The sequence below is a fragment of the Parapedomonas caeni genome, from assembly GCF_041060555.1.
Classification (GTDB): Bacteria; Pseudomonadota; Alphaproteobacteria; order Sphingomonadales; family Sphingomonadaceae; genus CAUJIW01.
In genome coordinates this window covers 43852-55388 of the sequence record NZ_JBEUDS010000023.1, presented here as the reverse complement: position 1 = coordinate 55388, position 11537 = coordinate 43852, and the positions used below count along the sequence as shown (strand labels likewise).

The 11537-nt window shown below is 65.2% G+C and carries 12 protein-coding genes; 11 read left to right on the top strand and 1 reads right to left on the bottom strand.

Translation table 11 applies throughout. The features are described from left to right. Positions 1-159: 159 nt before the first annotated feature. From ABU113_RS13900 to ABU113_RS13860, 9 genes are all read left to right on the top strand, one after another. Positions 160-348 (top strand): hypothetical protein, encoded by a 189-nt coding sequence (locus ABU113_RS13900; RefSeq protein WP_454560098.1) that lies wholly within the window; start codon positions 160-162, stop codon positions 346-348. After that, a complete protein-coding gene (locus ABU113_RS13895) occupies positions 338-1336 on the top strand; it encodes a PD-(D/E)XK motif protein (protein ID WP_454560097.1) in 999 nt (332 codons plus the stop codon). The genes ABU113_RS13900 and ABU113_RS13895 overlap by 11 nt, the downstream gene beginning before the upstream one ends. Next, the gene (locus ABU113_RS13890) at positions 1333-3411 is read left to right on the top strand and encodes an AIPR family protein (RefSeq protein WP_454560096.1); all 2079 of its coding nucleotides are present in this window, start codon (positions 1333-1335) and stop codon (positions 3409-3411) included. The genes ABU113_RS13895 and ABU113_RS13890 overlap by 4 nt, the downstream gene beginning before the upstream one ends. Positions 3412-3790: 379 nt before the next feature. Next, on the top strand, positions 3791-4099 hold the full coding sequence (locus ABU113_RS13885; RefSeq protein ID WP_147160965.1) for a hypothetical protein: 309 nt from the start codon (positions 3791-3793) through the stop codon (positions 4097-4099). Continuing rightward, positions 4096-4377: a helix-turn-helix domain-containing protein gene (locus ABU113_RS13880; protein ID WP_454560095.1), complete on the top strand. Its 282-nt coding sequence runs from the start codon at positions 4096-4098 to the stop codon at positions 4375-4377. The genes ABU113_RS13885 and ABU113_RS13880 overlap by 4 nt, the downstream gene beginning before the upstream one ends. A 330-nt stretch (positions 4378-4707) precedes the next feature. Next, positions 4708-5244, top strand: coding sequence for a sigma-70 family RNA polymerase sigma factor (locus ABU113_RS13875; RefSeq protein WP_454560094.1), 537 nt, complete (start codon positions 4708-4710; stop codon positions 5242-5244). A gap of 10 nt (positions 5245-5254) precedes the next feature. Beyond that, positions 5255-6007, top strand: coding sequence for an anti-sigma factor family protein (locus ABU113_RS13870; RefSeq protein ID WP_454560093.1), 753 nt, complete (start codon positions 5255-5257; stop codon positions 6005-6007). Positions 6008-6026: 19 nt separating this feature from the next. Continuing rightward, on the top strand, positions 6027-7703 hold the full coding sequence (locus ABU113_RS13865) for an FAD-dependent oxidoreductase (RefSeq protein ID WP_454560092.1): 1677 nt from the start codon (positions 6027-6029) through the stop codon (positions 7701-7703). A gap of 25 nt (positions 7704-7728) precedes the next feature. Beyond that, positions 7729-8439: an exopolysaccharide biosynthesis protein gene (locus tag ABU113_RS13860; RefSeq protein ID WP_454560091.1), complete on the top strand. Its 711-nt coding sequence runs from the start codon at positions 7729-7731 to the stop codon at positions 8437-8439. A 16-nt stretch (positions 8440-8455) separates the two neighbouring features. On the opposite strand, the gene ABU113_RS13855 is transcribed toward ABU113_RS13860, so the two are convergent. Beyond that, positions 8456-9154 carry a pirin family protein gene (locus ABU113_RS13855; RefSeq protein ID WP_454560090.1) on the bottom strand — a complete coding sequence of 233 codons (699 nt, stop codon included), beginning with the start codon at positions 9152-9154 and terminating at the stop codon, positions 8456-8458. Between the two features lie 271 nt (positions 9155-9425). On the opposite strand from ABU113_RS13855, the gene groES reads away from it, so the two are divergent. Next, positions 9426-9743, top strand: coding sequence for a co-chaperone GroES (gene groES, locus ABU113_RS13850; RefSeq protein ID WP_454560089.1), 318 nt, complete (start codon positions 9426-9428; stop codon positions 9741-9743). Between the two features lie 43 nt (positions 9744-9786). Beyond that, positions 9787-11424: a chaperonin GroEL gene (gene groL / locus ABU113_RS13845; protein WP_454560088.1), complete on the top strand. Its 1638-nt coding sequence runs from the start codon at positions 9787-9789 to the stop codon at positions 11422-11424. Positions 11425-11537 lie beyond the last annotated feature (113 nt).

Below are 11537 nucleotides of genomic sequence, written 5' to 3'. Positions count from 1 at the left end.
TGCAAACTCCACCATAACGATGAACCCGGTGGCCACCAGCGACGCCGCATTCCGGGGTGGGGCATGCCCCACCCCGGAATACACCATCGCCTACACCGGAAATTACACCACGAGCGCGGACGCTAACCGAAGCGCGAACGGCCCCTTCTTATTGTCCACATGCTCGCCATCGGCAAAGAGGACGATGATCTGCGGCAGGCAGAACCGGTTGTCGCATGGAGCATCAGCTTCCCCGCTACGGCGCTGGAAGAAAAGAAGGTTACCTATGTCGTGAACACGACCTGGGTCCGGGAGAACTTCAGCGAGGACCTCGAGGAGGAGGAAATGGGAGGCGACGATGATCGCTGACGATCCCTGGACCGGCCTCGAACCGCCCGCATCGGCCGAAATCATCAATGCGAAACGTGTCGACGGGAAGCATCCGTGGAACTTTTTCTGGGCACGCAGCGTCGACAGGAAATGCCTGCTCATCCTGCAGTGCAGTGCTGCTTCCGCACCGAAAGGAAAGCTGCCGAAGCTAAAGGGCATAGAAGTCGCGCTTTCGGAGCCCGAGACCGGCGGCAGCGTGATGGTCTCGCTCAAACTGACCGACAACCAGCATCGGGACATTTTCCACCGCCTCTGCCTCGACATTGTGCAGGCTGCCTCGGCAGCACGTTCGGAGAACGAGGCAGGGGAGACCTTCCTTGCACGCACCTGGCGGTGGCATCACCTGCTCCGGGGCGGCAGTGACAGCCGTCTGTCCGCTGAGGAGCAGAAGGGTCTGATCGGCGAGCTTCTGGTGCTCGAGCGTTACCTCATTCCTCTTTTCGGTCCGGCGGATGCAACAGGCGCGTGGGTGGGGCCGACAGGATCGCCCAAGGACTTCGAATGCGGCCGGACAGCGATCGAAGCGAAGGCAAGGCGAGGCGCGGCTCGCCCCTACGTAGCGATCTCGTCCGAACATCAGCTGGATGCCAGTGGCTGCGATGTCCTGTTCCTGTACGTCGTCGAACTGGACGCGGCTCCGGAGGACGCAGCTTCCGCATTCACCCTTACGGATGTGGCATGCCGGATCGCGGACAGGATTGCAGCGGAAGCACCGGCGGTTCTGGAACGCTTCGAAGGCCAGCTCGTGGCCGCAGGTTTTTCCCGGGACGACGACTATTCTTCATTCCGCTGGATATCCGGCCCGCACCGGTTCCTGCACGTAGTGGAAGATTTTCCCCGCATCACGCCCGCGATGTTCAATTCCGGCGTCGAACGCGTCCGCTATGATCTCTCACTGGTGGAGTGCGAGCAATTCAGGGTCGATGACGACTTCGTTCGCGACATATTGAAGGGTGGCGGGCAATGACGATTAGCCTCGAGGAATTTCACCATGACTTCTTTCAGGAGGTCATGTCATCCGCGGACGTCGACGGCCTGTATGCAGAAGACGCATTCTTCGAGCTATTCTGCGATTACCTGGCCGAGGCAGGCGAGTTCGACGCGGCTGACCGGGCATCCTATTGTCCGCCGACGGGGGGAATCCGGGTTGACGGCTACGCTGGTGATCCAGCGCAGAGCGGCGGAACCCTGAGCCTCATCATTCTGGATTTCAATCAGGCTCCGGATTTAGCGCGGCTGACCCAGACGGATATGAATGCAATATTCAAGCGCCTGGAGAACTTCCTGACCAAGTCGCTGGATTCCAGGTTCAGGAACGGCCTCGAAGAGAGCAGCGCGGCATTCGGCCTTGCAGACCTGATTGCAGCGCGATGGCCTTCGACCTCGAAGATCCGCCTTTTCCTTGTCAGTAATCGACAGCTTAGCGCCAAGGTTGACGGTCGCGAAGCAGGCGACGTGGATGGACGCCATGTGTCCTATTCGGTTTGGGACATAGAGCGCCTTCACCGCTTTGCTGCAGCCGGGTTCGGACGGGAGGAGATCGTCATCGACCTCGAAGCCGACTACGGCGGCCCAATCCCGCTTTTGCCGGCCCACATGGGAGAGGCAGATTACAAAGCCTATCTGGCAGTCGTTCCCGGAACCCAGCTTGCTGCGATCTACGACCGCTGGGGTTCACGTCTGCTCGAACAGAACGTGCGCGTGTTTCTCCAGGCCAGGGGGGGCGTGAACAAGGGGATCCGCAATACTATCGACAACGATCCGGACATGTTCTTTGCCTACAACAACGGCATCACGGCTACGGCCGAAGGCATAACGACGCGCGTGTCCGAAGGCGGCCTGCTGCTGACTGGTTTGCGAAATCTCCAGATCGTGAACGGTGGCCAGACTACGGCATCGATCCACGCGGCGAAGCGGCGGAACGCCGATCTTTCGAAGGTCTTCGTCCAGATGAAGCTCTCGATCGTGCCGCCGGAGAAGGCGATAGATATCGTTCCGAAGATCTCGGAATTTGCCAACAGTCAGAACCGCGTGAATGCCGCAGATTTCTTTGCAAACCATCCCTTCCATGTGCGGCTCGAAGAATTCTCCCGAAGAATATTCGCGCCATCGCCGGACGGCACGTTCCGCGAGTCAAAATGGTACTACGAACGGGCGAGAGGACAGTATCAGGATGCCCGCGGGCTCCTGACGCCCGCCCAGCGCAAGAAGTTCGATCTGGAGTATCCCAAATCGCAGCTGATATCGAAAACCGACCTTGCCAAGTACCTCAACGTCTGGCGCGGTCATCCCGATATTGTCAGCAAAGGTGCCCAGAAAAACTTCGCGCATTTCGCCGGGACAATCGGCATTGAATGGAAGAAGCAGCCTGACGCATTCAATGAAGATTTCTATCGTCAGGCTGTCGCGAAGGCGCTGATCTTCCGGGCAACCGAAGAGATTGTCACCGAGCAGTCGTGGTATCAGGGAGGCTATCGGGCAAATGTCGTCGCCTATGCCATCGCGAAGATGAGCCATGACTGCGAGCAACGCGAGGAATTCGTCGACTTCGACGTCATCTGGCGAGCGCAGGGGATTTCGGAGGAAATGGGAGCGGCGCTCGCACTGGTGGCGGAAGCCGTGCACGAAGTGCTTGTGTCCCCGCCGACTGGCATCAGCAACGTGACGGAATGGGCGAAGCAGCAAGCCTGCTGGGCGAGGGTCAAGGCCTTGGAGATTGACTGGCCGGAGGCGTGGCTAGGCGAACTGATCGGGAAGGACAGAATCAAGGAAGGAAAGCGGGCGGGCATCAAGGACCAAAAGCTGCTCAACGGAATTGAAGCTCAGTCAGTAGTGGTTTCAGCTGGTGGGCAATTGTGGGAGCAGCTGAGTGCATGGGGACAATCCCGAAAGCTCCTCTCCCCGACCGAGCTCGGCATATTGCGGGTGGCGGCATCGGTACCGATGAAGATTCCGACCGAAAAGCAATGCCTGAAGGTCATCGAGTCGCTGCGGAAGCTCCGAGCGGAAGGTTGCCCGATTGGCTCCGAGATCGCGCTTTGATTGCCTATGCCATGCCCTCATGCGCCGGGAGCTTGCAAGTCTACGCTGCACCCTCACATGGTTCGCAGTAAGATCCGGAAACTAAGCCGGTTTCCGATCCCAAAGCTGGGTACAGTGTAGAGCACACCGTACGCGACAAATCGCAGGTGAAACCCGGATAAAAACGTCAATATATCAATGCTATGATCAGATTCTGAGAAATTGGCAGCTTCTCCGTCAAATCTGACTTGCCATCAGTCTCCGGCATTCCCGCAAATCACATCATGCCGAAAGGCGAGGAAATGCGCCAGTTCCAGCGGGCTTGACTGCGGAAAAGAACACAAGTAGAACATACTTGCCTTTCGCAGTGTGTTCCAGGCTCCACCAACATGGAGTCAGCATGACACGCAATGTTTCCATCCAGACCTACCTGCCCAAGCACGTCGCCGCGTGGGTGCAGGATGAAGCCACCCGCGCTAAGCAGAGCCGCAGCCAGTGGATCGGGGCCATCGTCACAGACCTGTTCCAGGGGCAAGAGCTGCGCGAAGAGGCAAGGCAGAACGCAGAGTTCATCAAGCGTCGGCTGATCTTCATCATGTGCGCTCTCGATGGCCTGCTACTGGCCCATCCCGATGCGACCCTCCGGGCGAAAGTGCATGAAGCGCATAAGCGGCAGCTCGACAAGCTTGCGCAGGAGCAAGGAGAATGAAGCGCCGGGAAGCCAAGTCGCCTGCCAGCGACGAACAGCTCGCTCTCCCGTTCGATCGTCGCCCCAAGGCAACCAGGAGCAACGGCGCAGAGCCGCTCGCCGTCCGGATTCCGGATGCCGTGCGGATGACCGGAATAGGCCGGTCGAAGCTCTACGAGTTAATCGCCTCGGGCGATCTGGAAACGATCAAGATCGGCAGGTGCACCTTGGTGACGGTCGATGCGCTCAAAGCCCTTCTCGCCAAGGCACGGTCCGACAGCTATAAGGGTGGTCGCTGAGCATCGAAACACTGCGGACAGCGATTTGAGTCCTCATCGAGGACCAAGGCGAAGCGCGAAACGGTATTTTTGACGGTATCGAATCAGTGAATCAGGGCAACAAAACATTGTGATTTAAAGCCTTGTCCGCACGTCACGGTCCCTCTTCTGGCACCACTTTGGGCCAATGGCCTCATTTCATTGATAAATCGAGCCTGCTCGCGCTCATCGGCACGGAGTCCTGCCGCGCCCCGCCGCGTTGTGCCATGATGCGCCACCGGCGCGGGTGGCGGCGGCGCGCGAGCGGTGGTTTTGTCGGGAATAAACCGTCGCGTCATTCGTACACGTCACATGAGCAAGCAGAATCCCTTCGATGTGGAGCGCCTGCTGCCCGCCGTGCAGCGCTACGCCCGTGTGCTCACCCGCAGCGGTGTCGAGGCCGACGACCTGGCGCAGGAAGCGCTGCTGCGCGCCTATGAAAAGCGGCGCAGCTTCGACGGCAGCCGGTCGCTGCTGTCCTGGCTGCTGTCGATTGTCCACAACCTGTTCATCGACCGCGCACGCCGGCGGTCGGTGGAGGCGCGCGTGCACGACACGCTGAGCGCCATGGCCGCGTTGTTGCCGCCGGCGATGGAGGCGGACACCCGGCTGCGGCTGCAAGCGCTGCTGGCCGGCTTCGAGGCGCTGCCGGACGAGCAGCGCGCGGCCCTGCATCTCGTGGTCATCGAGGGGCTGAGCTACCAGGAAGCCGCGACCACCCTCGATATTCCCGTCGGCACGCTGATGTCGCGCCTGGCGCGCGCACGCGGTGCCTTGCGCGCCCTCGACAGCGCCGATCCGCTGCCGACGCGTCCTGTCCTCAAACTGGTCAGAGGTGAGCATGACTAATCCCGCCCCCGTGACGGACGTTGATCTCCATGCCTATGTCGACGACCAGCTTGATGCGGCGCGCCGGCTGGAGGTGGAGGACTATCTCGCCGGGCACCCGGAGGCGGCGGCCTCGGTGATGTCGATGCTGCGGATGCGCGACGCGCTGCGCCTGTGCGTGCAGGCACCGCTGACGGCACCCGGGCCGCTGCGCGGCAGCGCCCAGCGGCTGGAGCAGGCGCTGCGCCGGCAGCTGGCGTGGCGGGCGCTGACACGGGCGGGCGGCCTTGCCGCCGCGGTGCTGGCGCTGGTGTCGGCATTCGCCGCCGCCACCATGGGGCTGTTGCCGCCATCGCGGTCCGCCAACGCGGCGGAGGCCGACTTTGTCGATGACGCGCTCGATGCCCAGCGCGCGCTGCTGGCGCGCCAGCGCATGGCCTCGCAGCTCGAAACGCCGCGCCTGGACATCGGCGAGATCGAGGCCGTCGCCGGTCTGACCCTGCCACCCCTGCCGGCGAACTGGCGGCTGCGCGATGTCCAGCTCTATCCCTGGGACGAGGGGTACAGCCTCGGCCTGACGGCCGAGGTCGAGGGTGTCGGTCCGGTCGCCTTGTTCGTGGCGCCGGTGCAGTGGCTGGGCAAGGGCGCGCTGCGCACCAGCCGGCAGGCCGGCGAACATGTGGTCTACTGGCGCACCGGCACGCTGGGCTTCGCGCTTTCCGGCCAGGCGACCTCCCCCGAGCTGCTGGCGCTGGCGCGCGAGGTCGCCGGTGTCCGCCACTGAATGACGAGACTGCGGTTCCATGCTTGCCGATCTTGACACGCTCTCCACGGACATCGCGATCACCGCGGATGTCGCCATCGTCGGCGGCGGTGCCGCCGGGCTGACCATCGCCCGGCGTCTGATCGCGCGCGGTCTCTCCGTCGCGCTGCTGGAAAGCGGCGGCCTTGATCACGAGGAGGCGGTACACGCGCTCAGCGATGGCCCCTCCACCGGCGCGCCCTATTATCCGCTGCAGGAATCGCGGCTGCGGCTGCTGGGGGGCACGACCGCGATCTGGGGTGGCCGGCTCGCCGAGTTCGACGCCGAGGATTTCCAGACCCGCTCCTGGGTGCCGCACAGCGGCTGGCCCATCGGCAAGGATGACCTGCGGTCGGTCTATGACGAGGCCTGGCGCACCTTCGATGTCGCGCCGGCGCCGGTGGCGCTTGATGACATCAGGGCACGCGCCGCGCGGATTGCCTGTCTCGACGAGGCGGGGCTGACGATCGGTGCCTGGAAGTTCGACACCCGCTTCAGTCGCTTCACCCATCGCAACATCCGGGACCTCATCGATCATCCGCGCTGCCAGATCTGGCTGCATGCCACCATCGCCCACCTTCAGGCGGACGCCGGCGGGCAGCGGATCCGGCACCTGCGGGCCACCAGTCTGGGCGGACGCCAGGCGCAGGTGCGGGCGACGCATTATGTGCTGGCGGCGGGCGGTATCGAGAATGCCCGCCTGCTGCTGGCCGCCGACGACGTGATGACCGGCGGCCTCGGCAACGCATATGGTCAAGTCGGTCGCTATTTCATGGAACATCCGCATGCGCGCGGCGGGCGCGTCGACAGTCACAGGGCATGGGCGTTGCTGGCGCTGTTCGGGCGTTCCTACCGGCGCGACGGGGTGCGCTACGCCGCCCTGCTGCGTCCCGACGCCACGTTGCAGCGCCGGGAGGGCATCCTCAACACCGCCTTCACGCTGGGGGCGCGTCAGCCGGAGACGGCGCGGATGTTCATGCCGGTGCAGCTCTACAATCACCTCAAGCACCGGCTGCCGCCCACCGAGGCCGGGCGCAAACTGTGGATGACCACCAAGCAGGCGGCGGTCTGGCTGCATGAGCATATCGACCCGCTGCGGCCATGGCTGCTGCTGAAAGGCCGCCGCGAGCTGGCACTGATCATGCGGGCCGAACAGGCGCCCAACCCGGACAGCCGGGTGGTGCTGGCGCCGGCGCGCGACGCGCTGGGGATGCGCAAGGCCGAACTGCAATGGCGCTACAGCGACATCGACAAGCGCACCGTCGATGTACTGGCGGCGCGTTTCGACCAGGCGCTTCGACAGGCCGGCAGCGGGGCGGTGGCGGCGGCGCCGTGGTTGCGGTCGGCGCTGGACTGGCAGAACGATCCGCTCATCAGCGCCCACCCCATCGGCGGCTATCACCACATGGGCACGACCCGGATGTCGGCCAGCCCGCGTACCGGCGTCGTCGACGCGCAGTGCCGGGTGCACGGCCTTGGCAACCTGCACGTCGCCGGCAGCTCGGTGTTCCCCACCTCCGGCTGGGCCAACCCGACCCTCACCATCGTGGCGCTGGCCATCCGGCTGGCGGATCACCTGGCCGATGCGCTGCAACGGGGCGTGCGGGTGGCGCTGGCCGAACCGGAGGTCGCGGGCCTGTCGCGTGTCACATCATCGTCGGCCGAAGGTGGTGCTTGACCCGGACGCCGGTTCCGGCGATCGCATGACCGACATGCCAGACACCGCCCCCCCCGCCGACACAGTCGCTGACGATGCCCGGTCGTCGCCGCCGCCCGAGGACCGAAGTCCGCCGCGCCGTCACCTTCGCCTGTCGGAACTGCTGCGTCAGTTCGCCGATGGCGATCAAGGAGGCGATGTGGCGCTGGGGGACATTGTCGCCGGCGTCGGCGAGCGCGGCTTCGGCATCCTGCTGATCCTGTTTTCGCTGCCGGTCGCCATCCCGTCGCCGATTCCCGGCATCTCGGCGATCTTCGGGGCGCCTCTGCTGCTGATCGCCGGGCAACTGCTGCTGGGCTTCCCGCAACCATGGTTGCCGGCCGTGCTCGCCCGGCGGTCCATCGCGCGCGCCGATCTTGCCCGCCTGCTGTCCGTCATCGAGCCATGGATGCAGCGCCTGGAACGCTTTGCCCGCCCCCGCCTCAACCTGCTGCCCGAGGCGGCGGTCGCCCGTCTGGTCGGTCTGTTCTGCCTGCTTCTGGCCCTGGTGGTGTTCCTGCCGGTGCCGCTGGGCAATGTGCTGCCAAGCATCGCCATCCTGCTGTTCGGGTTCAGCCTGCTGGAGCGCGACGGCCTGCTGCTGCTGCTGGCGACGCTGACCGGCGTGGCCAGTCTCGTCATCGTGGCCGGCGTCGTCTATGCGCTGGCGCGACTGATCGCCTATTTCATCATGAAGCTGTTCGGGCTGGCGGCCTGAGGCCGCCAGCGCCGGTTCAGGCGACGTCGACCAGCACCACCTCGCTGTCCTCGATCGCGGTGACGGTGAGGCCGTCCTCGTCGCGGATGGCGGCGCCATCGCCAGTGTTGACCCGCACGGCGCCGATCAGCACCGTACCGGCGGCCGGCACCAGATAGGCCCTGCGGTCCGCGTGGAGCGGATAACGGGCGCTGTCGCCCGCCTTGAGCGTCGCCGCCACCACCCGCGCGTCGGCGCGGATCGGCAGGGCGTCGATGTCGCCGGCGATGCCGGAGGCCAGGGTGACGAAGCGGCCGGCGCGGGCGCCACGCGGGAACGGCCGGGTGCCCCACGAGGGCTGCTCGCCGGTGCGGGTGGGCAGAATCCAGATCTGGAACAGCCGGGTCGGTGCGTCCTCCCGGTTGTACTCGGCATGGCGGATGCCGGTGCCCGCCGACATCACCTGCACATCACCCGCCGCGGTGCGGCCCCGGTTGCCCAGGCTGTCCTCATGGGTGATGGCGCCCTCGCGGACATAGGTGATGATCTCCATGTCGCGGTGCGGGTGCGGCGGGAAGCCGCTGCGGGGCGCGATGGTGTCGTCGTTCCACACCCGCAGCGCGCCCCACCGCATCCGGGCGGGGTCGTGGTAGTCGGCGAACGAGAAGTGGTGCCGGGCATCCAGCCAGCCATGGTTGGCGCTGCCGAGGCTGTCGAAGGGGCGCAGGTCGATCATGGGTCGTCTCCGGAACCGAGGGGGCGGCGGCGCGCCGCGTCATGGCGCCCAATCTAGGCGCCGCGGGCACTCGCGATCAGGGGCCGAACCCCGGTTTCTCTGTTCGCGGTCGGGCGACAGCGCCGTGTCGCCGGGGCTCTGGCGATCCTGCATGGTCGGTGCCCGGCACCCTCTTGAATCCGCCGCGAGCATTCCCTATCTCGGCCGCCGCTGGCACTCCGGCAACGAGAGTGCCAGCGCATATTCTGGGCATCGTATTGTGGAGGAACCCATGCAATTCAGACCCTTGCACGATCGTGTCGTGGTTCGTCGCGTCGAGGAGGATGAGCGGACCGCTGGCGGCATCATCATTCCCGACACCGCCAAGGAAAAGCCCCAGCAGGGCGAAGTGGTGGCCGTCGGTCCCGGCGCCCGTGACGAGCGTGGCGAGCTGGTGCCACTGGCGGTGGCGGTCGGCGATCGCGTGCTGTTCGCCAAGTGGGGCGGCACCGAGGTCAAGATCAACGGCGAGGAGCTGCTGATCATGAAGGAGTCCGACATCCTGGGCATCGTCGAGGACAGCGCGGCCGCCCGCCGCAAGGCCGCCTGAGCGGCCCGGTCCTGAACGCCACTCACAGACGGAGACTAGATACATGGCTGCGAAAGACGTGAAATTCTCGGCCGACGCGCGGCAGAAGATGCTGCGCGGCGTCGACATTCTGGCCGATGCGGTGAAGGTGACGCTCGGCCCCAAGGGCCGCAACGTGGTGATCGAGAAGTCGTTCGGCGCCCCGCGGGTGACCAAGGACGGCGTGTCGGTGGCCAAGGAGATCGAGCTGGCCGACAAGTTCGAGAACATGGGCGCGCAGATGCTGCGCGAGGTTGCCTCCAAGACCAACGATGTCGCCGGTGACGGCACCACCACCGCGACCGTGCTCGCCCAGGCGATCGTGCGCGAGGGCGCCAAGTCGGTGGCCGCCGGCCTCAACCCGATGGACCTCAAGCGCGGTATCGATCTGGCGGTGGAGAAGGTGGTCGAGGTGCTCAAGGAGCGCTCGCGCCCGGTGAAGAACTCGGCCGAGATCGCCCAGGTCGGCACTATCTCCGCCAATGGCGAGGCCGAGATCGGCAAGATGATCGCCCAGGCGATGGACAAGGTCGGCAAGGAAGGCGTCATCACCGTCGAGGAGGCCAAGAGCCTGGAATCGACCCTCGATGTCGTCGAGGGCATGCAGTTCGACCGCGGCTACCTGTCGCCCTACTTCATCACCGACGCCGAGAAGATGAAGGTCGAGCTGGAAGACCCCTATATCCTGATCCACGAGAAGAAGCTCGCCTCCATCCAGGCGCTGGTGCCGGTGCTGGAGAAGGTGGTGCAGTCGGGCCGTCCGCTGCTGATCATCGCCGAGGACGTCGAGGGCGAGGCGCTGGCGACCCTGGTGGTCAACCGTCTGCGCGGCGGCCTGAAGGTGGCGGCCGTGAAAGCGCCGGGCTTCGGTGATCGCCGCAAGGCGATGCTGGAGGATATCGCTATCCTGACCAACGGCCAGGTCATCTCCGAGGATCTCGGCATCAAGCTGGAGAATGTCAGCATCGACATGCTGGGCCGCGCCAAGCGGGTCGCCATCGACAAGGACAACACCACCATCGTCGGCGGCGCCGGCAAGCGCGCCGATGTCGAGGCCCGCTGCGGCCAGATCCGCGCCCAGATCGAGACCACGACGTCGGACTATGACCGCGAGAAGCTGCAGGAACGGCTGGCGAAGCTCGCCGGCGGTGTCGCGGTGATCAAGGTCGGCGGCGCCACCGAGGTCGAGGTGAAGGAGCGCAAGGACCGCGTCGACGACGCCCTGTGCGCCACCCGTGCCGCGGTCGAGGAAGGCATTGTCGCTGGTGGCGGTACCGCGCTGCTCTATGCCTCGAAGGCGCTGGACAAGCTGCGGGGCGCCGCCAACGACGACCAGAAGGTCGGCATCGACATCATCCGCCGCGCGCTGCAGGCGCCGGTGCGCCAGATCGCCGAGAACGCCGGCTTCGACGGCGCGGTGATCGCCGGCAAGCTGCTGGAGCAGACCGATGCCGAGTTCGGCTTCGATGCCCAGGAAGGCAGCTACAAGAACCTGGTGAAGGCGGGCGTCATCGACCCCACCAAGGTGGTGCGCTCGGCGTTGCAGGACGCGGCCTCGGTCGCCAGCCTGCTGATCACCACCGAGGCGATGATCGCCGAGGCGCCGAAGAAGGACGCCGCGCCGGCGATGCCGGGTGCCGGCATGGGCGGCATGGACTTCTAAGCCCGCCGCTGCCGTTCTGGCGGCCACGGCCGCCGTTGCGCACGAGAGCCGGTCCGACAGGCGTCGGGCCGGCTTTTGCGTCCCGGGTTGTCGTGTCGGCGCTGGACGGCACA

Coding starts and splice junctions, on each gene's coding strand:
- ABU113_RS13900 (WP_454560098.1), top strand. CDS start 160: ATGCTCGCCATCGGCAAAGAGGACGATGATCTGCGGCAGGCAGAACCG.
- ABU113_RS13895 (WP_454560097.1), top strand. CDS start 338: ATGATCGCTGACGATCCCTGGACCGGCCTCGAACCGCCCGCATCGGCC.
- ABU113_RS13890 (WP_454560096.1), top strand. CDS start 1,333: ATGACGATTAGCCTCGAGGAATTTCACCATGACTTCTTTCAGGAGGTC.
- ABU113_RS13885 (WP_147160965.1), top strand. CDS start 3,791: ATGACACGCAATGTTTCCATCCAGACCTACCTGCCCAAGCACGTCGCC.
- ABU113_RS13880 (WP_454560095.1), top strand. CDS start 4,096: ATGAAGCGCCGGGAAGCCAAGTCGCCTGCCAGCGACGAACAGCTCGCT.
- ABU113_RS13875 (WP_454560094.1), top strand. CDS start 4,708: ATGAGCAAGCAGAATCCCTTCGATGTGGAGCGCCTGCTGCCCGCCGTG.
- ABU113_RS13865 (WP_454560092.1), top strand. CDS start 6,027: ATGCTTGCCGATCTTGACACGCTCTCCACGGACATCGCGATCACCGCG.
- ABU113_RS13860 (WP_454560091.1), top strand. CDS start 7,729: ATGACCGACATGCCAGACACCGCCCCCCCCGCCGACACAGTCGCTGAC.
- ABU113_RS13855 (WP_454560090.1), bottom strand. CDS start 9,154: ATGATCGACCTGCGCCCCTTCGACAGCCTCGGCAGCGCCAACCATGGC.
- groES (WP_454560089.1), top strand. CDS start 9,426: ATGCAATTCAGACCCTTGCACGATCGTGTCGTGGTTCGTCGCGTCGAG.
- groL (WP_454560088.1), top strand. CDS start 9,787: ATGGCTGCGAAAGACGTGAAATTCTCGGCCGACGCGCGGCAGAAGATG.